Below are 26529 nucleotides of genomic sequence, written 5' to 3'. Positions count from 1 at the left end.
CTGGGGCAGAGCTTTCTCTGTCGGCTGAGGAAGTTCCACAAACGCCGGTTCTGGATTGTAGACCTCCAAACATGCTTTGCGGACTCTTTTCAGACGATAATAATAATTCGCTTTTGTGATGCCATGCTCACTGCACCAGGTTTCTACTTTCATATCTGCAGGGCGGTTTTTACAATCCTGGATCTGTGCCGCCCATTGCTGCAACCGAACCTGTTCAGCAACTAAACTTGTTTGACTGCTCATAGCTAGACCTCCATAGGCGGTCAAAAAAGTTGAGTACTTAACTTTTTTGACTCTGTATAGTGTGAGACTATTATGGCAGAAAAAGGAGTGGAGGAACAGGTACTTGCTATGGAGCGTTTACTGCTATTCTGTGCCGTCAGAGTGATATATGTACTACCGAAAAAGAAAGGCAGGTACATATTATGAAAAATGGAATCAGATTTACACTGAAACCAAAGCAAAGACCGAAGCTGGCACAGAAGATTGGCAAAATACTTGGAACAGCACCGAATTATGAGCGGGTGCCAAGCTGTGCATACGATATTGCAGGATACCGACTGGACAAAGAGGGCGTGCTGCACATCCCAGAGGGAGTAGCGGTAGAAATGGTAGAACACTTAATTCGGCAATTACGAGAGTGTGGTTTTCAGGATGATGCGGAATTTACTGAAGAAGTCCCAATGCAGCAGGACAAGCTCACAATAGCAGTTCCGAGAGCATGCCTTACGGATACGGCATTGGAAAATCTACAGAAGATCATAACAAATAAGCAGACGCTTTTCCAAAAGGCATTTCAGACGGACAGCACCGAGGTTGAAATCACAGAGGAGAAAATTAACTTTGCATGGTTTCCATATACGGAAGATGGTGACGAGATAGCAGCATACACGCAATTTATCACAGGACTGTGTGATATGGCAAAAGATGCAAAAAGAGTATCATCAAAGCCGACCGAAACAGACAATGACAAATATGCTTTCCGATGTTTTTTGCTCAGGCTTGGCTTTATCGGAAATGAATATAAGACAGCAAGGAAGATTTTGCTTAGAAATCTGACTGGAAATTCAGCATTTCGTTATGAGAAATAAGGATAAAATCACACTGGGGTGTCGGTGCGGACCAATGCCCTTTTTCTATGAAAAATCAGTTGGGGCAACTTGTGGCAGATGATTTAGCTTATTCTTATAGAGCCTATATAGAAAATAACCTATATTACTTGCCACATCTTGCCCCAGTGTGAAAACAGCCGTGGTCACGCCCAGAGGTTGTCATTTTCTTCCTGTATTTTTCTGTGATAAGCTGTGCGGGATTTTCTGCGGTTTCGTTCCTTTTTACATTCTGGATTGTCACAGTATTTCTGACGGTTTCCGTTCTTGATGAATAGGCGGCCACAGCACTCACAGGTGGCAACACCAACCCGGTCCGCATAAGCAATCGGATAATCCGTAGGGATAGATACATATTGCGACAGGGCGAATCGGGCAGCATCGAATACAGAGTGAAAATCCGGCATGACCTTCAATTCTCCATTCTCATCTAATCCGAGCTTCATGGTTACTCCACTCATTTCATTCAGGTAAGCAGATATTTTACCGAGATGTTTCTGCATAGGAAATGAATTAAAATCTGCAAATTTATTTGTCCATGTGATCTGTGCAAGTTCTGCAGAAACATCAAGCTGTTCCAGACATTTTTTGAACATAAGGACAACAAGAGTGTCACGGTACAGTTTTTCTAAATCATCTCTCATCTCTTTTACAGCGAAAGTAAAACTTCCAAGAATATTGGTAGACACATCCCAATATTCTGCATCTTTATCTATACCCCATTTATACACATATCGGATTTGACGATGCTGAGGAAGAACTGAAGCGAATGGAAGACTTCGGAAAGGCACAGGCGGAGGTTGAACAGAAGAAGGAGAAACCGATGTCGCAGAAGATGTTTAAGGTAATTTGATATAGAAGATAGATAATGCTCCGGCTTGGCTGGGGCGTTTTTTCTATGGAAAAAGAAGCAACGGTGTACAAGGGGTACAAACAAGATTAAAAAGAAAAGATAGATTTGAAAGTAAGTAGAGTGGGATAATCCAGAAGTTAGAGCTTAGATTTTCCACTCTACTTGAACGTGGTCGCTAGTTGCGCTGATTGAAATAATCAGGCCGTCAACGGCTTTCCTTTTGTCGTCAAATTCAATGCTGTCCCAATGGTCGAGGTAATAAGAGAGTTCCTGCTCCTTTTGGGGTGACATTGTTTCAATGGACATTTCCGCAATCTCCTTTGAAATGGTCTGGCGGCGAGTGTCCAGTTCTTCAATTTTTTTGTTAGCATAGGCAAGAAGTGTTGCGTTGGCTCCGGTTAGCGTATCAAGTAGTTTTTCAATCTCGGCTTCAACTTGCGCCAGTTCAATTTGATGGGCGGTCAGTTTGGGATTGACTTTTTCCTCCCGGCTATGGCGGACTTGAAAATTTTTAAATCTCGCCCGCATAGCACTGAAAATAAATTCCTCAAATTCAGATTTACGGATTTTACCACAGCCCGGGCAGCCTTTATTTTCAGTCCGTTTACTACAGCGAAAATAGCCTTCGCTGTTCGGAACGTGTGTTGCCTTTAAGGCATATCCGCAACACCCGCATTTAACTTTTCCGGCAAGCCATGTATTTTTCGGCTTACGTCCTTGTTGAAAACTCTTATTTGTCATTAGCTTCTTCCTGCATTTCAGCCATACATCAGACGGTATGAGCGCTTCATGTGGAGCGATTACAAGTATCTGGTCTTTCAGGCTCCTGTCTTTATCCTCCTTCACGTCCCGGCCCTGATAGAGATAACAGCCATTGGTTCCGGCAAAATCGGAAGCGTCATTGACAATAGCCGCCCCCTGGCTTTTAAAAAATTCGTAGAGTTCTAAATCTGCTTGTGCGTAAACAGGATTTCTTAAAAGCTGTGAAATAAAGGTACGGAATAGCGATTTACCGTAAACTTTGATGTTCTGTTCCTCAAAGTACCGTGTAATGTCACCAAAAGACGTTTCCGGCTCGGAATACATTTCAAACATGAGCTTTACATATTGGGAAGTTTCGGGGTCTGCCACCATCTTTTTTGTGCGGATACCTTCAACCACTGTCGGCTCCAACTGATAACCATAGGGGGCCTGTCCGCTCATGTGAAAACCTTTCAGGCACCGGGAGTAGTAAGCGTCCGTGACGCGTTTCTGGATTGTCTCACGTTCAAGCTGTGCGAATACGATACAAATATTCAGCATGGCCCGCCCCATTGGGGTTGAGGTGTCGAACTTTTCTGTGGACGAAACAAACTCCACGTCATATTCCTGGAACAGCTCCATCATGTTTGCAAAGTCCAGAATGGAACGGCTGATTCTGTCCAGCTTATAAACGATTACCCGCCGCACCCGGCCCTTTCGGATTTCTCCTAACAGCTTTTGAAACTCCGGCCTGTCCGTATTCTTCCCGGAATAGCCTTTATCCTTGAATACTTTACAGCTTCCGCCTTTCAGCTCATACTTACAAAAATCAATCTGGCTTTCAATGCTGATACTGTCCTTACGGTCTACCGACTGTCTCGCGTATATACAATCTTCTCTGATAATGTCCATATTGGGCTCCTTCCGTATGGAATGGAGCTACCAACCTTACAATTATATTATACCATAGGCAGCCCCGGACAACAATGTTGCGGTTGATTAGTAAAATCTGTCCGTGTATTTACTGAACACATCATATAAGTGATTTTCGATTTCTCTTTTTCGCTTGTTCTTTTCATCCGGGGATAGTACCGGAATTAGATTTTCCAATACGATAAGTTTCCCTTGAAAATATACGGATTGTTTTTCGCTTTGGTATGTAACAGATTGAACCATCGAAAACCTCCACTTTTCAGTACGGATGAACAGCGGCCAGCTTCCCTCTTGTCTGCTGGGGAAACCTAAAAAAGCGGCTCCCTGGAAGGAACTGCCCTTTGAGCTTTCCCCAGCCTCGGGCCACGTTGGCCCGAAGCTAATAATCGCCGTTATAATATTTCTGTTCAGCCTCGTTGAGTGTGTATAAGTCAAACACTCCATAAAGCTGATTTACTACACGGCTAATATCTTTATGGGTGAATCCACAGTCCTGCATGGCCATAATCACATAGCCCCGGCAGGCGTCATTACTCCATATATTCAGCGTTAATTCTGGACTAGATATATTTTCCTTCATAAAATTCTCCTGTTCATAGAAAAATATGGGGCCCAGCCAGAACGGTTGCCCTATCATCAGACAGTAATAGAGGAAGGGCCCCACAGGTTAGAAAGTTTTTTCAGATAGACCGGACGGACAGTTGGCTTTTTGTCCCATAGCATTTCAGCTCTCCCCATTCTGATGGCAAGGCGATCTCATTACCTGCGACGGCTCACGGTTCGCAACACCGCTGCACGCTCGGATTGTGACTAATCGCAAGTATCCGGGTTTTGTGTTTTGTCCGGCAGACCTGCCACAGTCTGCCTACGGCATGGGCCTGGTCGCTCTCTCTAGTGTAAAAATAGAGGTCATGGCGGGCCTGTCACTGGACACAAGCACCCTTCGTATCCGTCTATCTTTTATTCAGTTTTCAATCTGCGTGAGGCGTGTCCCGCTTCGGGCCAATGTGGCCCGAGGCTTTGACTGCCTCTCATAAGCCATTTCATTTTTGAGGCGAAATCGGTACACCTTATAAAAATTTTTTTAAAATTTTTTCCAAGTTCCGAAGGCCGCGCTCAATGGCGAGCCGCACGACCTTTTCATCCACACCCTCGGCCCGGGCAATGTCTTGTTTCGTCAAGCCGAGAATGAAATGAGCGTAAATGCGCTTTGCCTGTTTGTCGGGCAGTCGTGAGATGGCGGTATAGAGTTCTTGTATCGTCACTTTACGCTCATACAGTTCATAGGGAGAGAACGCAACGAAAAGCGCCTCATGCTCAATTCCATCATTCCGATCCAGGGAGTAATAGGCTTTGTGCCGGTATGTACGCAGACGGTAAGCGGCTTCCTTCCGGTCAAACTCCTTGAACATTTCAACAACATCTTCTGGTACTTCCATAAAGTAGTCTGACGTATAAAAAGGGTAATAGTCCCGTAAATTTATAATAGCCATATTGAACCTCCGCTTTGTTTTGTGATGGATGGACAACAAAACAGAAGCGGCGGGGAGCGTATATGTAGGCTGAAATTTCTGAAATTTTCAAAAAATAACAGTGAAAAATCTATAAAATAGTAAAGATGGCTACTCGTTCTAAAAAAGCCTCGACAGCTTATCTCAAGACTGGCTCTGTTTCGATAGCAAATCCTGAAATAAGGTGTCGAACATAAAAAAAGCTCAAACAAATAACAGCTTGTTTGAGCCTTAAAAAAGTTTAAATTGGAATAAAACTCCTCCCATCTAGGAGGAGGTAAAGCAAAAGGGGCGTTGCTTCATCTATTTTTTCTCAATAATCTAACTCATGTTATTAGCAACCTCCGCGTAAAAATCTCGTAGTTCTTTTATTATCATATAATGTATTTTTTGCAAAATTTGTCGTAGATAGGAGGCAAAAATAAAAAAATAGAGTAGAGGATATGTTAATGGTTAACGTACCTCTACTCTATCTAATTGTTACTAAAAATTTTCTTTTAAAAAGGTTGTTACAAAACAGACTCAATTTACTATATATAGTATATGTCAATTATTAAATCTACCATATACAGAACATTACTTTTCTCTTTGCAACAACCCTTTTAAATTGTATAATTGCTTTCACTTAATCAGCATTATTTTTTATCTGATTGAATAGCCATCCTATAATTCGAGCTATACAGTATAAAACACCAAGTCCAAGGACGGAGCATACAACTAGAAAAAATATAGACATTGCCGACATATTTACATCAACACCTTTTTGAATAGGACTCTACTTATATTATTCTTAATTTAATACGGTAGAAACTTCTCCATTAAAAACTTCCGTTCTTAAAGCGAAAGAAAGTGTTCCTACTCCGCCGACTACATTTGCTCTCATAGAGCCAGTCACTTCGGCCGCTTTGCTTGAGGTAGATGTTGCACGGCCAATGGCTAAACTTTCATCTTCAACCGTTCCGCCAACACAGTAGGTATTTAAATCACGTGCATTAGAAATTTTCCACTGGCTACCACTCTTTGATAAGTCAAATCTGTAATCCATACCTGCGACACCCCAAAATGCATCCGATTTCCACGTTCCTTCAGTAGCAGGATCACGAGTTAAAGGAGGCGTATAGCTAAGTGTCACTGTTACCGGCTGACCGTCCTTCTCGAAATGTAATGTTTCCGAATAGGGCTGGCTTTCGTCAAAATTATTCAGATCGACACTGAATGTTTGTCTCTGTTCTGGAGAATCAGCAGCAAGAGCACTAAATGCGCTACCAACTACCATGAGACTCAGCGCTACCAACAGACCCAATGCCTTTTTCAAACCTTTCTTCATAAATGACCTCCTTGAGACTTTACCATAGTAACAAACTCAGATTTTTTAGCGCCCACCATTATGTAAGGCACTATTCTCTCAAATTCTCCTCCTCTATAGCCCCAATGGTATCCCTCCCTTTACTAATCGGTTATGAGCTTTTTATAACTAACTGTAGTATACAACAGAATCCCTATATATGCAATATAATCTAAAAATGGTAAATAAAACTTAATAAATTGTTAATTATCAACATATATCGTATATTTTTCTGATATAAAAACCGGGTATTCAAGTTTTGTGTTTTGATGTTTGAGTTAAAACGATAAAAAGAAAGAGAACTTGTTGATATAAAAAAAATATCATTCTTTTTGCATAAACATATAAAAACTCGAAAAGCGATTGATAAATCACCGAAAATTTGTGGCGAATTTTCTTAATATAGATATTTTAAGGAGGTATTGCGTAAAACAATAGATGTTGTATAAACTCAATAATCTTTTTTGCAGTATATTGCTAAATAGCTAAATGGCAAGCAATGCCTCTGTGGCCACAAGTGGCACAAAGGCTGCTTGTTGGGGCTCGCCCCAAACCCATATCTTCGGGCCAACATGGCCCGAAGTGTCAGCGTCGCTTTGCTCCTTATTTTCATAACCTTAACGCTCCTTTTCCTGCTTTCTTCCCGGCTCGGTGTAGCCCATCAGAGTGTCAATGTTCGCCTTGATTGTGACGATCTCCTGCATATCCCGTCGTGCCTTCTGGTATTCTCCATAGAGCTGTTTTTTCTTTGCTGTGAGCTTACGGCCTTCTTCCTTCAGCACATCCATTTTGGGGAGCTTTGCCCCGCCCAGCAGAGAGCGCATTTCCGCTTGTGCAACCCGGTACAGTTCAAGGTCGGCCTCATGCTCCGCAAGGAATTTCCTGCTGTACTTCGTCGCCTTATACTGCTCAAAGACTGGGCGGGTTTTGGCATACTGAACCGTTGCAGCCTTTAGCCCGGCATTGGTTTTCATAGCCTGTTCCGTCTGCTTGACCTGCTCGGAAATAGCATGGAAACGGTCTGCCGCCTCGGTGGCTTTCTGCGCCAACTGCTCATAATCGGTCAGGTTATTGTCCTGTATATAGGCAAGAGCGGCGGCCATCTGCTTAATGTTAAATACCTTCGCCCAGCGTTCATATCCAGGCCCCTTACCGGCAGCCAGCTTTGCTTGAATATCCACCGCCAGACTGATTTTCCGTTCCGAGCGCCCGGGGCGTTTTTCTTTGCCCTCAATGGCAGACAGAACATCTTGCAAGTCGTAGCCGTCTCCCAGCGTGGAAGCCCGCAGACGGGTAAAGCGTTCCTGTCCCTGCCCGGTCAGCCGGAAACTGATACCGCCGCCCCGAACCGTCTTGACCTCATATCCGGCCCGCTTCATCAGATTGAGAAATTCGTCCAGATCAGCGGGGCGTTCCGCCAGCGCAGTATCAATGGCAAGGCGCAGTCTGTCCTGATAGGAAAGCGGCCCTTTTCGTTCTTTCTGCCATTCTCCATAATTCCGATACTTGCCCTTGCTCCGGGGCTTCGGGTTCTCTACAATGGACAGCCCGTTTTCAAGGCACAGCCTGTCAGAGAGCCGCCGGAGGGCGAAGCTGGAGCCCCAAAAGTTTCGGAATTTCCGGGTGCAGTCAAGGGTGGTGGAGTTGTAATAAATGTGACAATGGATGTGCTGCTTATCGGTGTGCGTGGTAACGATAAAAGCGTGCCGCCCCTTTGTCCAGCGCATAGCCAGCTCATAGCCGATACGGTTCGCCTCCTTCGGGGTGATCTCGCCCGGATAGAAGGATTGTCGTATCTGATAGCACAGCACATCATTTTCTTTTTTCTGTTCCCGGCCCGTCATAGCGGCATAGCTGGCTTTTGCCAAAAGGAACTCGTCCGCCACGGTGGCCGGATCACATTCATAAGCGGAGATATACTTTCCTCTTTCTGTTTTCTCCGGGTCCTTGCCATAGTCCAGACAATCCCGGATTGCCTCGGCAATCGTTTCGCCTTCGCCCGCATGGCGCTGCAACAAAGTTGTGGTAGCCAGAAATCATCCCTCCTTTCCATGAGAAAAGGGCGGCCCATCCAGACCGCCCCGACTTCGGGCCAACATGGCCCGAGGCTGTTTAACTTGCCAGAAACCGGTACAGAGCGGATTTGCCTCCGTCCAGCGCCCAAAGAAGGGAGCCCGCCGCCGCTTGCAGTCCATACGGCGAAAGAAGGAAAGCGAGAAACAGAAATACAATCCCGCCTATGGGCGTCGGCGTGAAAAAGAGAGCGACACCCAGCACCACCAGAATCACAGAGGCAATCGTCAGCAGGACGGCACAAATATCAAACAGGAATACCAGCAGAGCCGCCAGAAGGGACAACGCTAAAGCAAAGGGAGCAACCAATATTTTCAGCAGTATCTTCATCTCCAAAACCTCCTTTATCTATCCTTCCTACCTCTATTTTATCATGCCTGCCCGGGGACATAAATGTTGCGAAAGATTAGTGAATCCTGTCCCAAACCTTCGGGCCATGATGGCCCGAAAACAGAAAAAGCAGGACACATTCATGTCCTGCCAAATTTCTGCTATTCTGTTTCCTGCTGCGGGCAATCGGGAACTGTCAGCAGCGAAGTGTCGATAACAATATCCTCTGCTGGTTTCAAGAGCTCTGTCAAATCGTGCTGCCGTCCCACGTTGGTCACATCAATTTTATTCACGCATATTCCAATCCACGGAAACTGTCTGCTTAATTCATCCATCAAGTCGTATATATCAGCAGTTGCCAGCTTATCATCCGATATGTAGCCGGAGCCTTGACGGTGAGAAAAACGATGCCGTTTGAAGAACCGGCGCAAGTCGTCATACGCCTGCCGGTAATTGGCTCCGGGGTAATGCTCTTTTAATTGATGGGTGTCCAGATCAAAATTTAAGGCTTTGAAATATTTTCTCTCCAAAACTCAAGCCCTCATTGCTGTTTTTTCCTGATAGTGGGTCAACAGATCTTCTTCATTGAAATCATCTGGACTGTCAGAATCGTCACTGTCACAAAGACGCCACACAGAAACATTATCCATGAACCATGTCTGCCGCTTCAAGGTATTGACGATCCGGCCGAACAGACTAAAATCCCTCGCTCTGCCGCAGTCACGGAATACCAAAGCGCCGGAACCATCCTCCATACGGGGAAGGCCCACGGTTTGGAATGTATGATTGATTGTGTTGTAAATGCCATCCAGCCGGTACTTATTTTCGGCTGTGATTTTATCATCATTCATGCGAATAACCATTTTCAGCATGGTATCAGCCTCCCTTCTTGAATTATTATATCATTATAGAGCTGGTTCTACAATCTTGAAAATCTGAATTTTTTATGACGGGCTTCGGGTCATGCTGGCCCGAAGTGGTAAAAAAAGAGCAGGGCGGCAAGCCCCACAACGGAAGCCTGCCGCCCTCGTCTTACTTTGCCACCAGCTCGGAAAGCTCCCGCAGCACTTTTGACACCTCGCCCCACAGCTTTTCATAGTCCCGCTTCAATCCGTCGATTTCCTCCGGGTACACGCCATAGGTGTGTGCGTGTACGGCGACCTGATTGAGATTGTTGGAACAGCGCCGTTGCAGAGAGATCAATTCTTTTACGGGCGCAAGGTCGATGTGCAGGATATACCCGTTCAGAGCCATTTTCCGTACATAGGCCCCGGCGTTGGAAATGCCCGCCTCGGCCATCCGTTCATGGATGGCTGCCAGCTCGTCCGGCGTTACCATGACGTGCAGATGGACATTCCGCTTGCGGTTCTCCATCATCGTTCCAGCTCCCGGCCTTTCCGGCGCTTTTTGGGTTCCTTTACCTTATCCAGCGGTTTTGCGTCCAGCTCCGGGGGCGTGGGTTGGATGGGCGTGTTGTTGGGTACGCCGTCAATCATGTTGCAGTTCTGCTCCGTGGAGAGCTCGGCGGTTTTCAGATAGTTGTCTTTTTCGTGCATGGCGATCCTCCTTTATCGTTCCTCATGGTTTTTATGGCTCCGCTTCTGGCCGGGCTCCTTCGGGGGTTCCTGCCCTCTGGTTCCTTCTTTGAGCCGGGCGGTAATGGATGAGCGCACCCGGTCAGGATTGCCCGGTGCTGGTTTCAGTTCATAATCCTCCATTTGCTTTTCGGTCAGCGGCTTTGTGTAGGTCAGTTCGCCCCATGCCATCAGCCTGCCGTCTGCCACAGGACGCCGCCTGTCATCGTCGTAGTTGACAATGGAAAGAGGCTGGTTATCCGGCGGCTTCGGGTAAGTTCCTATGTCCACGGGCCGCTGGGTGGAATAATAGCGGTAAACGCCTTCCGGTCCCAGCTCGGTATGCTTGACCGCCGCATGGTAAAGCTGCTGATAATCGTCCACCCGGCGGTCAAAATCCCGCTGCGCCCATGCCTGGCTGTTTCCATAGCGGCCCCAGTAGTAATCCCGATGGCCGTTTTCCCCCTCGGTAAACTGCCAGGTCACAAAGGGGCTCGGCGCTCCCGGATTATGCCCAAGCGCAAAGCCGTGTCCAGTTTCAAAGGTGGCAGCTTTCAAAATCACATATCCTTGTACTGTCTCCAAGAGATCCCTCCTTTCTGTGCCTCGGGCCAACATGACCCGAAGTGCTGGATGTTACGAAATAAGAGGGCAGACCGGGGAGGAATGTAATAAGATATTCCCACCCCGGAAACACCCTCAAAAAAGCCCGGAATGTCAAGCCTTTGGAGGCGGCAAATCGTAACAGCCGCCCGGCCTTTTCTCCCGCATTTTCCTCATGCGTTCCCGGCTTTTCCGGCGGTTCCCTTCGGCCTTGCAGGCGTCGGAACAGTAGGCTTGACGCCCCTCGGGCAAAAACGCCTTTCCGCAGACCGCACAGGCCCGCAGCTCCGGGGAGATGCCTTCCGTTGTCAGCGACGCTTGAAGCTCCGGGTTAAGAGGCAGGACAGCCTCACGGAAATAACGGCAGTACGCCCCTGTCCAGCACTTGTGCAGCATATAGCAGGCACAGTCAAGAGGAAGGCACAGGCCGCTTTCCCGGTCATAGTTGGCGCACATCCCCGTGACCAGAGTGCGGATTTTCTTCTTCTCGTCACGGGTCAGCTCCCGGGCGTCCATTTATGACTTCGGGCCACGATGGCCCGAAGGGCGGGGCTCCACGATCAGCGCCCGGAACTTCTTCCGGCACTGTTTTTTCTTTCCTTTGCACTCCTTGTAGTAACGGCATCCCTTACAAGGATCGTCATTGTCCCAGCCGGGGTGCGGTACTTCCTTCATCATTCGTTCAAAAGGGCTGCTTGTAAAATTCATTCTCATTCCTCCGTATCTTCCTCCCACGGCGGGGTATCTTCGTCCTCGGGTTCCTCTGCGATCTCCTCCAGCTCCCCGTCCTCATATTCGCAGTAATCATCCTCCAAATCCGGGGCCTCATGCTTCGGCTTGTAAATCTTGAAATAGTAACCAATCCCACCGCCGGCCAGCACCACCGCACCGATCAGGAGCAGAGAGAGAAGGGGGCTGTCCTTTTTCTCCGGCTCGGGTTCCGGTACTTCCTCCACAGGTTCGGTGGGCTTTGGCTCTGGCTCCGGGGTCACTTCTTGGGGCGGTTCCTTACCCTGTTCGGCAAGAGGCAGAAGGTCGTCTGTGGTAACGGTATTGAGGAAATAGACGTTCTCGCTGGTTTTCTGTTTGTCGATCACCAGATAAAACACGCTCTCGTCTGCGGTGGTGATGGTGTAGAACTCTTTACCGTCCTCGTCGGTGGCGTTGTCCACCACGGTTCCCGTCCCGTCCGGGGTAAAGGGGTTCTGGGTTTCCGGCTCCGCTTCGGTTTCCACCGGGGCGGGAGCTGTCTCCGGCTGCGGCTCGCTGCTCTGGGCGTAGGCCGGGACCGTAAAGATCAGGCAACACAAAAGGCTGGCAGCCATCGCCGCCAGCCTGCGGTATTTAGTTTTCTTCATGGGCTGTGTCCTCCTTTTCGGGTGCCTCCGGCTTCGGGTCAGTATGGCCCGAAGCGGTAAGGCTGTTTTTGGGGTCATTCAAAAAAGCCATAAGCTGGGCGGGGGTCAGTTTGAGCGAGCGCACCGCCTGCACGATCTGGCTGTTTTCTTCCTCCTGTTTCTGCTTTTCCAGCTCCCGGATTTTGGCCTGCCACTCGGCTGCCTTCTCCCGGGCTTTTTCCAGTTCCTTATCGAGCTTGTCGATCTTGTTCATGCAAGGACTCCTTTCCTCTGGCTCACAAACGCCCGAAGGCATAGAAATGTGTCTGCCAGTAGCTTGAATTGATGTTTGCGTATTGGATGGGCGAACCACAATGAAGCATCATCCCGTCGCCCACATAAATCCCCACATGGGACACAGGGCCGGGGCTGTCATAGGTTCCCGTGAAAAAGATAATGTCGCCGGGCTTTGCCTCGGAGGGAGAAATGATAGCGCACTGGTTGTAAATGCCCTGCGCCGTGGTACGGGGCAGGTTGTGGACGCCGCTGGCCGTGTACACCCAGCAGACAAAGCCCGAACAGTCAAAGGAGGTGGACGGGCTGGAGCCGCCCCACACATAGGGCCAGCCGATATACTTTGTGGCTTCTTCCATGAGCGCCGCAAAAGCCGGGTCATCCAGCGCCTCGCCGGGTATCTCATAGCTGGGGCCGGTATCTTCGCCGCCGTTGTAAATCCCTTCCCACAGATAGGGCTTGTTGCCTTTGAGCTGCTGCATAACGGTGTAGATTTCCCGCTGCTGTTCGTTAAGCCTCGGCAGGATCACGGCAGGCAGCGTCTTGTTTGTGAGGGTCACATTTAAGATGTAATACTCATAGGGGACTTCCTCGGTGGTGGTTTCCCCTGTCTCCGGGTCGGTGCTGGTTTCGGTGCGGTAGCGTATCTCGACTTCCTCCGTCAAGGTCAGTTCATACTGTGCCTCAAAGATCTCCCGCAGCTCGTCCTGCACCTGTTCCCGGAAATACACATGGTACTTTGCCGAGAGATAGGACGCCAGCTCATAGGGGTTATGGCCGATCTCGTCCACGGAATAGCGGTACTCGTCATAGCCGGGATGGGTGCTTTCGATGTTTGCCACCGTCTGCGCCAGCTCGTTTTCCAGCGCCGTGTAGTCCTCGTCTACGCCCAGCAGGTCCGTATCCTCCGAGGCGTAGGAGGTGCCGGATAACGCATTGGCAAGGCCGCTGCCAAGCGTGGGGAAGATGGAGCTTACCGCCGACACAAGAAAACAGAGCAGCAACAGCAGGAGCAGGACCAGCACCGCCACGGGATGACGGGTCACAAACTGCGCCGCCCGCCGGGTCGCAGTTCCCGAAGCGGCAGCGGTTTTCTTTGCGGCCTTTGCGCCCTGTTTTGCAGCCGCCTTTGCTTCTTTGGAATACCGGCGTTTCAGTTTCCATTTCTGCTGCACACGGGAAAGCGGATTGCTGGCAAGCTCCGGGTGCTCGGAGGCCATCTTCTGAAAATCCATATTGGCCCGGGCTTTTATGTCCTTCCGTTCCCACTTTGCCACCTTCCGGGCCGGGTGTTCCTGCCAGCGGCGTTTGGCATACCGGGTCAGTTTCCGGGCTCCGGCCTCGGCCACAAGTTCCGACTTATGGGCTCCTTCCACACCCACATTTTCATGCTCGACTTCGTGGATCTTGTTGTGGACATAGAACCATGCTTCTGTACGGGCTCCCCGGACTGCCTTTTTTGCAAGCCCCGGCGGTTTCTTCGCTGCCCGTTTTGCCTCGGTCTTGTCCAGTTTCTCCCGAGCCTTTCCCAGCTTTTTCCCGGCGTGTTCCGCTTTTGCCTGTGCTTTCTGGTACTTGTCCTTTTTGCTCCCGGCATTCTCTGCGGAGCCCTCCGGCTCCTGTGCCTTGCTGGTATCCTGCGGCCCGCCCGCTTCATCCTCCTGCCTCATGCGGTCAGAGGGACGGCTTTTGCGGCTGTCCTCTTGAAACTTGCCGCTTTTGGACTTCGGGCCATCGTGGCCCGAAGGGCTGTCCTGCCCGGTATCCTCGTCCTCAAACCGCAGGCGTCGGGATGGTGCAGGGGAAGGCCCTTCCCGTTCCGCCGGTCCGGGGCGATTGCCCCCGGTATCCTCCGTCGGCCCCGGCCTTTGAAAACTCCGTTTGTCCGGTTTCTTTCCGATGATGTATCCCTCCTTTCCAAACCTCGGGCCAGCATGGCCCGAAGTGTGTTATGCCCGGTTCATTTCCTGTTTTTTGTCCTCCGGGCGGGTGGTCATAATGGCGTACAGCTCGGTGTTCTGCGGGAAGCGGTCAACAAACGGGATGGTGGTGTTCCCGAAGAACAGCAGCCCTTCGCCGGAATTGGTATGGGTCACATAGGAAAGCTGGTGGGGGCTGATCCCAAGCTGTTTGGCTAAAATCTGCCGGTCCCCCTGTGCCTGCGAGAGCAGCACAAGGAAGTCCGAGTTTTCAAAGATGTTCTCGATCTCCGGGCTTGCCAGAAAATCCTTTACGTTCTGCGTTAAAGCACTCGGAACGCACCCTTTTTTCCGCAGCATTTTCCAGATCGCTACACAATAGCTTGCCGTCAGACGGTCACGGAGCAGCACATGAAATTCGTCAAAGTAGCACCATGTAGCGATACCGCGGAGGAAATTCATGGACACCTGCGAGTTTACCAAGTCCTGCATAATGAGCATGGCAATCGTCCGAAGCCCGGCTCCCAGCTTTTTTAAGTCAAGGCATACCAGACGGCGGTTTAAGTCCACGTTGGTTTCATGGTTGAACACGTTAAGGGAACCGGACACATAGATTTCAAGAGCCGTCGCCAGCCGCACCGCCTCGCCCTCCGGCTGGGAACAGAGCAGGTCATACAGGGTTTGGAGGGTCGGCATTTTGCTTGTTTCCGGGTCCTGCAAGTGTTCCCGGTACATCTGGCGCACACAGCGGTCAATGACGGTACGCTCCACCGGCTGCAAGCCGTCCTTGCCGCCAACGATCAGCTCCATCAGCGACAGGATAAAGTCGGCTTTCAGCGCCATCGGGTTTTCCTCGTCGAAGCTCAAATCAATGTCCATCGGATTGATGTGGTGGGGGCTGTCCGGGGCGATCTCGATGACCTGTCCGCCCAGCCGCCTGATAAGGGGCGAATATTCGCCCATCGGGTCCACCACGATAATGCGGTCTTTTGTGGCAAGGAACACATTCACAAGCTCCCGCTTTGCGGCAAAGGATTTGCCGGAGCCAGGCACGCCGAGGAACAGGCCGTTGGGGTTTTTGAGCTTTTTCCGGTTCGCCATGATGACGTTATGGGAAAGTGCGTTGAGCCCGTAATAGACGGCTTCGCCATCCATGCGGAGCTCCTGCGTCATAAAGGGAACGAAAATGGCCGTGGAGCTGGTCGTCATGCCGCGCTTGATCTCAATGCCGTTATGGCCCAGCGGAAGGCTGGAAAGAAAACCGTCCTCCTGCTGGAAGTCCAGCCGCTTCAAGGTGCAGTTGTATTTCTGGACGATACCGGACACCGTGAACAGGTCATTGTCCAGCTCCCGGCGGGTCGGAGCCATGTTTACCACAAGGAAGGTCAGCAGGAACATTCTTTCATTCCGGCTCTGTAAATCTTCCAGAAGGGTCTTTGCGTCGTTGCTGTATGTTACGAGGTCGGGCGGAAGTATGTCCATGTCGTACCCTGACCGGGCTGCCTTCTTTTGTTCCTCCACCTTCATCTTGTCAATGTCGGAGACTTTGGCCTTGATGGATTTTACGGCGGCGGCCTGATCAACGGTCTGGATATGGAGGGTGATGGTCATTTCCGCATCCATTTCCAAAAGCTCCGCCAGCAGCTTGTCCGAGAGCTCCGAGGCCAAAATCTGCAAGTAGGAGGCAGCGCCCCAAGTCGTCCCCACCCGGAACAGTCGGCTGAAACGAAAATCGAAACTGTCCGGGGCGATAAAGTCTTTGGTGGAAAGCCCGGTTTTGGGGATCATATCCCATGAAAACCGGAAGGGGGAGCCGCTGCCGGGGTGGAGCTGCCCGTGAAGAAGCTCCAGCCGTTCCAGCCCTGAAAGGGAGCGGCACTTGACGCCCAGCTTTTTGAAGTTCCCGCAAATGTCCGCCTCTACACGTTCCAGCCTTGCCCTGGCGGTGGAAAGGTCGTCCACGTTCACGCCGAAGGTCAGGAGCTTTGTGCGGACAATGCCGTTGTTGCTTTTGGCGATCTGGTTTTCCAGCATTTCCACATACTCACACCGGACGCTGTTGTAATCGTCATCCTGCATGGGGATGTTCACGCTGTACCGGCTGCCCGGGCGGCTTCGGTGGTTGAGGAAGGAAAGCTGGAACGGAAGGCTGCTGTCAAAGTAGTTGAGGCAGGCGCTCCACCCGTCAAAGATGGCCGCCTGATCTTCGGACTGTGCGAGCTGGTAGTTGATGTCCTCGTATTCAATGGTTTTGGTGTAATAGCGGTCCGTTACCCGGCACACCCCATCCCGGTACATTTCCCGGTAAGGGAGGGTCTGCTGGGCGGTGGTGGGAATGTTCTTTCCCTTTGTGAACAGGCCGGTAAGGCCCTGCTTTTCAGGCTTTCTGCCTGCGGGCTTTCCGGCCCTTCTGCTGTTTTGCAATCGGCTGCGCCTCCTTTCTGGCGCTAAGCAGCGCATAGAAGTTTTCGGTTTTGTAAGGCCGCACCCGGGGATAGAGGAACCGGGTGCGGATGATGTTTTTCAGCACTTTTTCCAATGGCAGGCCGTCCCGCTCATACATAGCCAGAAAGAAGAACGGGAGCATGAGGCCGATCATTAGGAACATGGCGGCGCTGTTCCCGATACTGTCACGGGAAAGCAGGTAGGCCGGGAGCCCCACCGCCGCTGCGCCGGAAAAACAAACAAGCTGGCGCTTCGTCAGATTGAAGGCCAGCTTTGTCTTAATTTTGGAAAGGTCTTTTGGTACTGGCACATAGGCCATTTGGGTACACCTCCTTTACTGCTTCGGGCCAGCATGGCCCGAGGTCATCTTGCGGCCTCTTTGGCCGGGGCTGTACTGCGGGCGGCTTCGGCGGCCTTACGTCCGCTCTGCCTTGCCCGCCAGTATTCGGGATTATACTGCCGGATGGACTGGTTGAGGTTTTCTTCAAACTGCCCTTTGTCCTTAATGCGGTCAGGTATGTTCCACAGCTTTTTGTCCAACAGTTCCCGGAGCACCACACTTTCCTGCGCGTCCTCCTCATAGCAGATATAGCCCTTATCCTTGAAGCCGCACTTTTTCGCTGCTGGGGAGAGGACGGCGGCTACCTCGTTTGCCACCATCGTTCCGCCGTGGCTGGCGGTAGATACCAGAAACACCCCTGGACAGAGGGTTTCACAGCTCTGCACATCACCCCACGGGGAACTTTTCGGCGCATGGAACATTCCGCCCGTCCGGCTCCGGTCCGCCTGCATGAGCGCCGCCTTTTCCAATATGGCGCGAAGTTCCGGGGAAAAGTAGGCGTATTCCCGCAGGACACGGGCGGCCTCCCCGCCGCAGGCGTTCATCAACAGGGTATAGGCATCGCTGTCCGCTTTGGTACAGCGGCCCAGCAGTTTTCCGTCGTAATAGCAGGCCGCGTCATAGCCCGTCCGTTTGCGTGGCATGGTTCCCGCCTCCTTTCTGCTTCGGGCCAGCATGGCCCGAGGTCAACGCTCTGCGCTGCGGCTGGGCTTTTCCTTCGGAGGCCGTTCTGCCTTTGCCTGTTCGGCAGCCGCTTTTCCGGCTTTGAGCTGGTCGCTGATGGATGCACGCCCCACAGAGCCACGCTCCGCCATCTGTTCCAGCTTTGCCTCATAGGCTTGCAGAACAGCGGTGTTGAGCTGTTCCCGGAACTCCTTTGTGACAGGGTAGGCCATATCCCGGTAGCCGCCTTTGCCGTCTGGCTGGCTGGGCATCCCAAGAAAGAGCCCCTTGCTGCCCTGTACGATTTTCAGATTTTCCACCACAAAGCAGTCATTGAATTTCACGCTGGCAAAGCCCATGAGGTTTTTCACAGGTTCGATGACCCGCACGCTTACATCCAGCTTTATAGGGGCAGCTGGTGTTCCGCCCGCATTTTTTTCCTGCATGGATTTCTCCTTTCCGCTTCGGGTCAGCATGACCCGAAGCTGTTACAAGTTTACAGTGCTTTCAACTTCGTTTCCCCACACGTCCCATCCGGGCTTTTTTTCTCTGGCGAACAATTCCACTCGTGGTATATCGCCCATCAGTTCTACAATTTTCCGCCTGGCCTCGTCCGGCTTTTTACTGTGGCGCTCTATCGGGGAAACAATAAGCTGGTGAACACCGGTAGACTTACGCTTCGGATGTCCTTTTACTGCTAAAAGACAAATTTCTGCATTGCCTCTGGTCCAATACCCCAGACCGTAAAACCATGAGTAGGAGCGCCGGTTCCTCTTTATCCATACAAAAGCCACAGAACGATAAGAAAAGCCCCATGCTTTAATGACCTTTAAGGCTTCCGGCAGTTGTGGGAATGTTGCCCACAGAAACAAAACGCTGTCTTTTGCAGCCAAGTCGGCCACTGGAAGGGAACAAATTTCTTCAATACTCATAGTGGGATAATGAAGCTCTGCTGATCCCTGCCTGTTTTTCTGCTCATACCGCCACGGTGGATCTGCATAGATTATCGAAAATTTTTCTTTCGGCATGATCCTCCTTTCCGCTTCGGGTCAGCATGGCCCGAAGTCTCTTAATGGCAGCCGAAGATGGATTTTGCAAGACTGCCTGTTTTGAATAAGGTAAAACACAGCAGCACCGTATATCCCACGCAGCCCCAGATCGCCCCGATGGGGTCGCCGTCGGTGGCGATACTCTGGATCAGCACCGCATAGATTGCGACACAGACTAAGATCAACAGACCTTGAAAGCCCACCGCAAAGAGGGAGCGGAAATAGTTCTGCCCCATGTGTCCGGTTTCCCTGTTGGGGACTGTGGCAAACGGGATAGGCGCTAAACTTGTGAGTAAATAGATTTCAGTCATACGGCCATATACGATGACGAAGATCACGATATTTAAGGCAATCATGGTAAGCTGGATCAGGAAGGATTGTAGCCAGAGTCCGAACAGAGGACCCAACTCCATCGCTTCAAGTTCTGTCCGTAGACTGTCCAGCACATCCGGCGTGATCTCTGTCCCGTTCTGGATAATGCCCGCTGACTGCTGTATCACATGCTGGCTCACATCAAAGACCGCCAGCACGATATTGAAGGTATTCGTCAGGATCATCACAGCCACAAAGGTTTTGAACACCCACTTAAAAAACATCCATGTGTCAACTTCATGGAGGTTGTTGCGTTCTATGAGCATCTGTATCAGCTCATAGGTCATTACAAAAGTGAGGATGACCCCGGCGATTGGCAGGATGGCAGTTTCAGAGATCTGTCGTATCATGGAAAAGACCCCGGCGTTCCAGTCCGCCGGGGTCGTGCCGACCTGTGTGGCGATCTCGCCAACGCTCTGATTGACGTTATCGAAAAGGCCGTCCAGATTTCCCATGATACCATCGACGAGCAGACCTTTCAGCCATTCAACGATTGCGTCGATGATAAAGTCCATACATCAGCTCCTTCTGGAAAAAGGGACAACGGGTGACACTTAGCTGAACAGACCGGACAGCAGAGGGATAAGCTGAAGGCCGATCAGAACGACACCGCCGCCAGCCATGAGCTGTTTCATCCCCAATTAGGTGTAAAAACTCTGCTCGATGGCGGGCGGCGGCGTACAAAAAATCTATATGGTGTTGTTAAGAGAACCGTCCCGGCGGGACAGGTCAGGCAGTGACCTGTTCCACCTCCGGGATGGGTTTGAGATTAAAATGAATTTCGATAGAAATGTGTCTTGTTTTATCTTCGTCAATGCGCTCATGCACAACGATTTCTTTGATTAAGCGGTTGAGGGTGGCTGCGTCCAGCTCTGTGATGTTGGCGTATTCCTGAATGGCTTCCACCCATTGTTTTGCATCATTGGCAAGCTGGACTTCATCGGACAGCCGCTTTCTGCCCTCGGACACTTTTGTTTTAAGCTCCGTCTGCTCGGTCTGTGTCTTTTCCAGCATGGTGTTGAAATTCTGCTCACTGATACGCCCTGCAATCATATCCTCATAAAGCCGCATGACCATTTTGTCCAGAACCTCAATCCGTTCCTCGTCCCTTGTAAGGGAGCGTTCCATTGCTTCCCGCTGTTCCCGCTGCTCGGCTTCACAGGTATTGGTCAGGCGGTCGGCAACCGCTTCCCCGTCCATCAGGGCAGCTCTGGCACATTCCCGGATTTTCCGCAGCACATGGCTGTAAAGGGTGTCATAATCAATCCGGTGCTGGGTGCAGTGGTTCTTTCCAAAGGCATTGTAGGTCTTGCAGGAGTAAATCCGCTGGGGATGTTTAGCGTTTGTGTAGCGTACCGTCAGCGACTTCCCACACTCGCCGCATTTTAACAGTCCGGCAAACAGGCTGATTTCATTGGTCTGCCCCGGACGCTGGCGGGATTTCAGCTTGTTCTGCACAATGTCAAAGCTCATGCTGTCAATCAGCGGTTCATGCTGTCCCTCCACCACAATCCAGTCCTCCGGCTTCTTTTCCCCAATCGTGCCGATTTTGAAGCGGTAGTCCTTTTTCTGGGAAGCAATCGCCCCGGTGTAGACGGGATTCATCAAAAGGTCTTTGATAACGGAGAAGTCCCACATATACCGCCCGTTTTCTGGGTCTTTCTTTTCCCATTTGGTGCGGGTATTGCGAAGCCCCCGTTCCCGGTTCCACCATGTAGGGCAGGGGATTTTTTCTTTCTCCAGCCGTCTGCGGATATAGTTCGGACCATGACCGTTCAGGGCATATCCGAAAATCAGCCGCACAATCGGGGCGGTTTCCTCGTCAATGAGCAGATGGTTTTTGTCCTCCGGGTCTTTCCGATACCCAAACGGGGCAAGACACCCGGTAAACTGTCCTTTCTGCGCTTTCAGAAGATAAGAGGAATGGACTTTCTTGGAAATATCCTTGCTGTACATCTCGTTCAGGATATTCTTGAACGGGGCAATGTCGTTGTTATCCCGCAGGGTGTCGATGCCGTCATTCATGGCGATATAGCGGACACCGTTTCTTGGGAAAAAGTCCTCAATCAAATGCCCGGTTTGCAGATAATTACGCCCCAGTCGGCTGAGGTCTTTCGTGATGACAAGGTTGATCTGCCTGCGCTCAATGGCTCTCAACATTCTCTGTAGGTCAGGACGCTCCATGTTAAGACCTGTGAAGCCATCGTCCTGATAGACTGCCACAACCTCCCATCCCTGCTTTTCGCAGTATTTTTCCAGCATATCACGCTGGTTTGCGATACTGGCACTTTCGCCTTGCAGGTCATCGTCCTTTGACAGCCTGCAATAGACCGCCGCACGATAACCCCCGGCAAGTGCCGAACCGATTGTTCTGTATTCCATTTCGTTCATCATAGCCATTTACCCACACAATCCAGACGGTATCTGGCTCTTTTGAACCTCATCTTCATTATAGCCTATATCTTTCTTTTTAGCAAGATATTCTTTTGCATTTGTCTTTCCGTATTTCTGGGAAATCAGGCTGACGAACACATCAGTGGCGTCAAGCTCCCCGTCAAATACAGTGGTCACATGAATCTCTGTTTTGTTTTTTGCCATAGGCAGTTATCCTCCATACATGAAAATAGCCAGACAGAGGGTGTCGGCAACGAAGTCCGGCAACGGACTTCAAAAGACCTTGCAAACAATCTCAATCTGGCGATGGTTACTATTTATACTTTTCTTTTATTTTTTTGTTGTTTTGGTTGTTATAAGGGAGAAAAGCCCGGAAATAAGGGGTTTTTCCCGGCAACCGGCTCGGCAACGGGATAACAACAGGGGGTGCAACGGGCTGTCCTTTTCAGAATGGAAGCTCCATCTGTTCTGTGACCTCCACAAAACCGTCCATCGTTTTTTCAGACGGGTTGCCGGAGTCCGTTGCCGGGTTTTCACGCTCCCAGCCCTTTTGTCTGCCATATTCGGAAAACATTCTTGGGTTTGGGAAGTACCGCCAGCTGGAAATGCACTGGTTCATAATCTCGTTGATTTCCCGGATTTCCCATTGCTTCGGCTCGTCAAAAGCATGGTTCAAGGCTTCCTTATAGAGCTGCTTGGAGCAGACCATGCTCCCGGTGTATTTATCAAGATACGCCTGTATCATCCCGGCTTTGGTGTCCTCCGGCATAAAATCCCGCTGGTGTTCTTTGAGATACCGCTGCATGGCGGGGCTGAAAGCCAGCTTGAACCTGCCGCTTTTATAAATCTCCATCGCTTCCGCCCACATCTGCCCGATATAGGCTCTGGAAGCGGCTTCATCCTCCAAAATGTGAACTTCCGCCTGCTCCGGGTACACCATGACCGGGATAAAGCGGCGGTTGCCGGAACGGTCAAGGGGCAGGAAGTCAAGGGCATTGGAAGTGCCGCCAAACACGCACTGACGGGGGCGGTCTGCCGGGTGGGTTTCATAAGGTATCTTGTAGACCTCTTTCTGCCGGCTTAAAAATGACTTGATTTCCTCAATGCTCTTGGCGTTGGCGGTTGCCATCATTTCCGACATTTCAATAATCCAGTGACCTTGCAGCTTGCGGTACACATTGTCATCGTCCAGCTTCCGCAAATCATCGGAGAACCACTCGTCCCGGACTGCCAGCAGCCGGAAGAAGGTGGACTTTCCAGCCCCCTGACCGCCTACCAGACAGAGCATGATTTCAAACTTGCACCCCGGCTGAAAGGCTCGTGAGATTGCACCCAGCAGGAACAGCTTCAACGCTTCATAGGTGTAATCGTCTGCGTCAGCCCCCAGAAAGTGCCGCAGACAGAAACGGATTCGTTCTGTCCCGTCCCACACAAGGGCACTTAGGTAGTCCCGGATGGGATGGTACTTGTTTTCATTCGCCACAATCCCGATGGCGTTATCAATCTTTTTCTCATTGGTAAGCCCGTAGGTTTCTTCCAGATAGAGAAGCAGATACTTCATGTCCGTATCGTTCAGGGCGGTGCTTTCTCTGTGGAAGCCGATGGGCTTTATGATGTCCTTTCGGTCAGTTAGGATGTTGTATGCGATAGCCCCGGAAAGCAGCGGGTCACGCTGGAATACGGTCAGACAGTTCCGTATGCTCTGACGGACACCGCCTTTCTCGGTGGTTTCCAGCCCCGCCTTGATTTCAGGGGCGCTCTGGGGCGGCTGCATGGCATTCATGGTGTTTTTTAGTTCTTGTTGCGTCTGTAGCTGCAAGCTCTGCCATTCGCTGTTCAAGCTGTATCACATCCTTTCCGTAGTCCGTAATCAAAGCTGCTTTTTCCTCTGTTTCCCCGAACAGCAGCACATCCAGCAGATATTCCACTTGGGCTTGCTTCTGCAAGGCTTCCACAAACCGGGGATGAAAGGCTTCCTCCGGGGAGTGCGGTACATATTCCTTTCTCCATGCCCGAAGCAGGTGGAGATAATCGGCAAGGATACGGAAGCAGCGGTTTTTTGCTTCCTGAAACTGTTCCTCCGGGGATTTCTGCCGGGGCTTGGGCTTTTTTGCCTTTCCCGGCGGTTTCCAGTCCTCATAGGAAAGCCCGAAGTCCTGTGCCAGTTGTACGGCGGCTTCTTTCTTTCCCAGCCCATACAGGGCGGCGGCAAAATCAATCACATCCCCATCCGCACCGCAGCCGAAGCAGTGGTAACGCCGATCCAGCTTCATGCTTGGGGTTTTATCGTGATGGAACGGGCAGCAAGCCATCCCGTTCCGCCCTGCATGGATTCCATAATGCTCCGCAGCCTGTCTGGTTGTGACGGACTGCTTCACAGCTTCAAATACATTCAAATCTATCCCTCCTTAAAAAGAAAAAAGCACCTGACATTCTCTGATTGAAAATGGCAAGTGCCTGTTAAAGTTCCATATCCTGTTGTCTGTGTTTCGCCTGTGCCGGGGCGTTTCTTTGTTCTTTTTTCTCGTCTGCCTTATCCTGCAAGACTTCTTTGATGGGCTGTTTCTTGGGCGGCTCTTTGCTTTCTTCTGTGCCGGGTGTTGCTTTCCGTACCCAGTAGCGGATGTCCCGCAGTTTCCTCAAATCAGCCTGCACCTCGGTCAGCGGTGTTTTCAGGGCTGCGATTTCTTCCAGAAGCGTTTCCTGCTCCTGTTGCAGCTTCTTTTGGGTGCGGTCCTTATCGTCTGGGTGCTTGGCAAGGTAGGCAGTGGCTTTCTCATACCGGGCAACCTCCGGGTGTTCCTGCTTGAATTTCTCCTTTGTTTTCTTAAAAAATATTTTCTGGTACTTTTCATAAACAGGCTTACATTCCTTGCAGGCTGTCCGGCTGGCAAGAATCCCGTCAATCACTTTGCTGCGGGCTTCCTTTGGCTTCATCTGATTGCGGTAACCTGCGGCTGATTTCCCGGATGCTTCCAGAAATGCTTCTAAGTCCTTCACAGTGGAAAGCTCCTTTTGCCGGAGATAGGACAAGGCTTCGCTGACTGCTTTTAAGTCCTGTGAAGTCCCCCGGTTCTGTCCAGCCCTCGTCCAGTCCTTCCGTTCTTCCTTTCGTATCTCCATGTACTTCATCAGCAGATTGGGAAGAAGTGTCGCTTCCTCCGCCTCTTTTTGTGCAAGCAGTTCTTTCCGTTTTTCGCCCAGCTCGGTAATCCAGCCTTTGAGGTTTTGGATAAGCTGCCGGATGGACTTCATCAGGCGGTTGGCGGCTCTGATTTCCCGGTTCAGGTTGCCGATATTCGTCTGGATACCACGCTTTTCCATCTGCCGGACAGCAGCACCCTCATGGACAGTGGGGATAATATCAAGCCCCTGTCTGGCATAGGAACGCAAGTCCACACGCTCCGGGCGGTCATTGGCTTCCAGATAGCGGTTCTGGATGACCTCCCATTCATGCCGCCAAATTTCACAATACTTCTGGTCGTTCCAGTCAACCGTATCCTCCTTGTGGCTTTTCCACCTGCCGGACGAAAGTTTCATCCGTTCCCCATTTTCATCAAGGTCATAAACCTTGCGGCTCTTGGGAAGCCATTTTCCATGTTCGTCCATTGCCCTCATAGTGAGCAGGACATGGGCGTGGGGGTTGTGTCCCGGTGGATGGGGGTCATGGATGGCAAAGTCAGCAATCATGCCTTTGGAAACAAACTGCTGTTCACAAAACTCCCTGACAAGGACAGCGTACTGGTCGGGTGGTATCTCTCTTGGGATGGTAAGCACCCACCTCCTTGCAAGCTGGGAGTTCCATTGCTTTTCCATCGCTTCGGCGGCGTTCCATAGGGTATTGCGGTCTGCATACGACCGTGGGGCATTTGCCGGGAGCAGGATTTCATTGTGGACGATGCCACGCTTTTCCGGGTAGTGCTTCACTTGCTGGTCGTATTCACAGAACAGCTTTTCGCCACTCTGGTAAGCAGCGGCGGCAACCGCAGACTGTCGCTGGCTGCGCTGCACAATCGTGATTTCATTGTGTGGACAGGGCATTTCGTGTCCCTCCTTTCTACGCTTGGTGGATGGGGTGGCGTTTTACCACCTCATTTTGGGCAGAAAAAAAGCAGGAGACCTTTTTCAGATTTCCTGCTCGGTGTGCCGCTGTGAGGGCGGCGGATATTTAGTTGTAAAAGTTCGGGACAAGTTGACCCGATGGGTAGATGGTACACTTAAAAATTATGGTTCTCTTGTCATTAGCTCATTAGCATAATGATTAAGAGCTTCACAAGGTTCATATTTGCATTTATAACCAATACCGTCAATTATAATAAATGGATTGTATGCTATAATCTCCACTTGAGAACCATCTGCCAAAGACAGAGTGAAAATAACTGCTTGTCCGGCATATTCTGTATATGAGTTGTCCTTATTGTAAATAACTACCTCATTGAGATATGATACTAATTCCTCTGTTTCTACTATCTGAATTGTTGTATCAGGTGGCGATAACCGAACACTTGCCGAAGTAATATCTGCTGCCTCTAAATCTTTGAATGGTCTATGAGCAGAAAACAAAAGAAAGCTAATACCTATACCGATTAAACATATCAGTGCAATTAACAAAAACTTTTTATGCTTCATTTGATTCTCCTTTAC

At 50.4% G+C, this 26529-nt stretch carries 30 protein-coding genes and 2 pseudogenes; 1 reads left to right on the top strand and 31 read right to left on the bottom strand.

Annotated elements, in window-relative coordinates; translation table 11 throughout:
• Nucleotides 1-243, bottom strand: a pseudogene (locus DWZ76_RS14035) (IS66 family insertion sequence element accessory protein TnpB); the annotation flags it as partial.
• 182 nt (nt 244-425) lie between these two features.
• Here DWZ76_RS14035 and DWZ76_RS14030 point away from each other — a divergent pair.
• Nucleotides 426-1091 carry a hypothetical protein gene (locus tag DWZ76_RS14030; protein ID WP_118468472.1) on the top strand — a complete coding sequence of 222 codons (666 nt, stop codon included), beginning with the start codon at nt 426-428 and terminating at the stop codon, nt 1089-1091.
• A gap of 164 nt (nt 1092-1255) precedes the next feature.
• On the opposite strand, the gene DWZ76_RS14025 is transcribed toward DWZ76_RS14030, so the two are convergent.
• From DWZ76_RS14025 to DWZ76_RS13865, 30 genes and pseudogenes are all read right to left on the bottom strand, one after another.
• The gene (locus tag DWZ76_RS14025; protein WP_227589495.1) at nt 1256-1753 is read right to left on the bottom strand and encodes a hypothetical protein; all 498 of its coding nucleotides are present in this window, start codon (nt 1751-1753) and stop codon (nt 1256-1258) included.
• A 353-nt stretch (nt 1754-2106) separates the two neighbouring features.
• Nucleotides 2107-3615 carry a recombinase family protein gene (locus DWZ76_RS14015; RefSeq protein ID WP_107001168.1) on the bottom strand — a complete coding sequence of 503 codons (1509 nt, stop codon included), beginning with the start codon at nt 3613-3615 and terminating at the stop codon, nt 2107-2109.
• 400 nt (nt 3616-4015) lie between these two features.
• Nucleotides 4016-4216 carry a hypothetical protein gene (locus DWZ76_RS14010; RefSeq protein ID WP_107001169.1) on the bottom strand — a complete coding sequence of 67 codons (201 nt, stop codon included), beginning with the start codon at nt 4214-4216 and terminating at the stop codon, nt 4016-4018.
• Between the two features lie 490 nt (nt 4217-4706).
• Entirely contained in the window at nt 4707-5129 is a 423-nt protein-coding gene (locus DWZ76_RS14005) for a sigma factor-like helix-turn-helix DNA-binding protein (protein WP_107001170.1), read from the bottom strand.
• Nucleotides 5130-5937: 808 nt separating this feature from the next.
• Nucleotides 5938-6474: a hypothetical protein gene (locus DWZ76_RS14000; RefSeq protein ID WP_107001171.1), complete on the bottom strand. Its 537-nt coding sequence runs from the start codon at nt 6472-6474 to the stop codon at nt 5938-5940.
• Between the two features lie 635 nt (nt 6475-7109).
• Nucleotides 7110-8525, bottom strand: coding sequence for a relaxase/mobilization nuclease domain-containing protein (locus DWZ76_RS13995; protein WP_107001172.1), 1416 nt, complete (start codon nt 8523-8525; stop codon nt 7110-7112).
• Between the two features lie 79 nt (nt 8526-8604).
• The gene (locus DWZ76_RS13990) at nt 8605-8895 is read right to left on the bottom strand and encodes a CD1845 family protein (RefSeq protein WP_023042378.1); all 291 of its coding nucleotides are present in this window, start codon (nt 8893-8895) and stop codon (nt 8605-8607) included.
• A gap of 161 nt (nt 8896-9056) precedes the next feature.
• Nucleotides 9057-9425: a VapD family protein gene (gene vapD, locus DWZ76_RS13985; protein WP_016306491.1), complete on the bottom strand. Its 369-nt coding sequence runs from the start codon at nt 9423-9425 to the stop codon at nt 9057-9059.
• Nucleotides 9426-9428: 3 nt separating this feature from the next.
• A complete protein-coding gene (locus tag DWZ76_RS13980; protein ID WP_016306492.1) occupies nt 9429-9767 on the bottom strand; it encodes a hypothetical protein in 339 nt (112 codons plus the stop codon).
• A gap of 160 nt (nt 9768-9927) precedes the next feature.
• Nucleotides 9928-10269: a plasmid mobilization relaxosome protein MobC gene (gene mobC, locus DWZ76_RS13975; protein ID WP_015553878.1), complete on the bottom strand. Its 342-nt coding sequence runs from the start codon at nt 10267-10269 to the stop codon at nt 9928-9930.
• The gene (locus DWZ76_RS13970) at nt 10269-10451 is read right to left on the bottom strand and encodes a DUF4316 domain-containing protein (protein ID WP_107001173.1); all 183 of its coding nucleotides are present in this window, start codon (nt 10449-10451) and stop codon (nt 10269-10271) included. Before DWZ76_RS13970 ends, mobC begins: the two co-directional genes overlap by 1 nt.
• Nucleotides 10452-10463: 12 nt before the next feature.
• Nucleotides 10464-11054: a hypothetical protein gene (locus DWZ76_RS13965; protein WP_227589686.1), complete on the bottom strand. Its 591-nt coding sequence runs from the start codon at nt 11052-11054 to the stop codon at nt 10464-10466.
• A gap of 132 nt (nt 11055-11186) precedes the next feature.
• Complete coding sequence (locus DWZ76_RS13960; RefSeq protein ID WP_050005650.1) at nt 11187-11588, bottom strand: cysteine-rich VLP protein; 402 nt, start codon at nt 11586-11588, stop codon at nt 11187-11189.
• Complete coding sequence (locus DWZ76_RS13955) at nt 11589-11786, bottom strand: hypothetical protein (RefSeq protein ID WP_005927616.1); 198 nt, start codon at nt 11784-11786, stop codon at nt 11589-11591.
• The gene (locus DWZ76_RS13950) at nt 11783-12430 is read right to left on the bottom strand and encodes a DUF4366 domain-containing protein (RefSeq protein WP_107001175.1); all 648 of its coding nucleotides are present in this window, start codon (nt 12428-12430) and stop codon (nt 11783-11785) included. The genes DWZ76_RS13955 and DWZ76_RS13950 overlap by 4 nt, the downstream gene beginning before the upstream one ends.
• Nucleotides 12417-12683 (bottom strand): DUF4315 family protein, encoded by a 267-nt coding sequence (locus DWZ76_RS13945; protein ID WP_005927622.1) that lies wholly within the window; start codon nt 12681-12683, stop codon nt 12417-12419. Before DWZ76_RS13945 ends, DWZ76_RS13950 begins: the two co-directional genes overlap by 14 nt.
• Nucleotides 12684-12705: 22 nt before the next feature.
• Nucleotides 12706-14373 carry a C40 family peptidase gene (locus DWZ76_RS13940; protein ID WP_107001176.1) on the bottom strand — a complete coding sequence of 556 codons (1668 nt, stop codon included), beginning with the start codon at nt 14371-14373 and terminating at the stop codon, nt 12706-12708.
• 279 nt (nt 14374-14652) lie between these two features.
• Nucleotides 14653-16920, bottom strand: a complete 2268-nt coding sequence (locus DWZ76_RS13930; RefSeq protein WP_107001296.1) for a VirB4-like conjugal transfer ATPase, CD1110 family — start codon at nt 16918-16920, stop codon at nt 14653-14655.
• A gap of 79 nt (nt 16921-16999) precedes the next feature.
• Nucleotides 17000-17386 carry a PrgI family protein gene (locus tag DWZ76_RS13925; RefSeq protein ID WP_016306500.1) on the bottom strand — a complete coding sequence of 129 codons (387 nt, stop codon included), beginning with the start codon at nt 17384-17386 and terminating at the stop codon, nt 17000-17002.
• Between the two features lie 44 nt (nt 17387-17430).
• The gene (locus tag DWZ76_RS13920; RefSeq protein ID WP_107001178.1) at nt 17431-18084 is read right to left on the bottom strand and encodes a hypothetical protein; all 654 of its coding nucleotides are present in this window, start codon (nt 18082-18084) and stop codon (nt 17431-17433) included.
• Between the two features lie 9 nt (nt 18085-18093).
• The gene (locus DWZ76_RS13915) at nt 18094-18516 is read right to left on the bottom strand and encodes a SpoVG family protein (RefSeq protein ID WP_227589684.1); all 423 of its coding nucleotides are present in this window, start codon (nt 18514-18516) and stop codon (nt 18094-18096) included.
• A gap of 42 nt (nt 18517-18558) precedes the next feature.
• A complete protein-coding gene (locus DWZ76_RS13910; protein ID WP_107001180.1) occupies nt 18559-19098 on the bottom strand; it encodes an MT-A70 family methyltransferase in 540 nt (179 codons plus the stop codon).
• A gap of 41 nt (nt 19099-19139) precedes the next feature.
• Nucleotides 19140-20006, bottom strand: coding sequence for a VirB6/TrbL-like conjugal transfer protein, CD1112 family (locus tag DWZ76_RS13905; RefSeq protein ID WP_009901636.1), 867 nt, complete (start codon nt 20004-20006; stop codon nt 19140-19142).
• 39 nt (nt 20007-20045) lie between these two features.
• Nucleotides 20046-20129, bottom strand: a pseudogene (locus DWZ76_RS13900) (Maff2 family protein); the annotation flags it as partial.
• 91 nt (nt 20130-20220) lie between these two features.
• Nucleotides 20221-21891, bottom strand: a complete 1671-nt coding sequence (locus tag DWZ76_RS13895) for a recombinase family protein (protein ID WP_002584321.1) — start codon at nt 21889-21891, stop codon at nt 20221-20223.
• The gene (locus DWZ76_RS13890) at nt 21892-22089 is read right to left on the bottom strand and encodes a hypothetical protein (RefSeq protein ID WP_002592708.1); all 198 of its coding nucleotides are present in this window, start codon (nt 22087-22089) and stop codon (nt 21892-21894) included. It lies immediately after the preceding gene.
• Nucleotides 22090-22330: 241 nt separating this feature from the next.
• Nucleotides 22331-23668: a virulence-associated E family protein gene (locus DWZ76_RS13880; protein WP_118472997.1), complete on the bottom strand. Its 1338-nt coding sequence runs from the start codon at nt 23666-23668 to the stop codon at nt 22331-22333.
• Nucleotides 23634-24281, bottom strand: coding sequence for a CHC2 zinc finger domain-containing protein (locus DWZ76_RS13875; protein ID WP_118472996.1), 648 nt, complete (start codon nt 24279-24281; stop codon nt 23634-23636). The genes DWZ76_RS13880 and DWZ76_RS13875 overlap by 35 nt, the downstream gene beginning before the upstream one ends.
• A 64-nt stretch (nt 24282-24345) precedes the next feature.
• Nucleotides 24346-25926, bottom strand: coding sequence for a MobQ family relaxase (gene mobQ / locus DWZ76_RS13870; protein ID WP_118472995.1), 1581 nt, complete (start codon nt 25924-25926; stop codon nt 24346-24348).
• 183 nt (nt 25927-26109) lie between these two features.
• Nucleotides 26110-26514: a hypothetical protein gene (locus DWZ76_RS13865; protein ID WP_002594806.1), complete on the bottom strand. Its 405-nt coding sequence runs from the start codon at nt 26512-26514 to the stop codon at nt 26110-26112.
• Nucleotides 26515-26529 lie beyond the last annotated feature (15 nt).

Source organism: Clostridium sp. AF35-15 (genome assembly GCF_003477745.1).
Lineage (GTDB): Bacteria > Bacillota > Clostridia > Lachnospirales > Lachnospiraceae > Otoolea > Otoolea fessa.
Note: the sequence above shows the minus strand (reverse complement) of the source record. Positions and strands in the feature narration are given on the sequence as shown.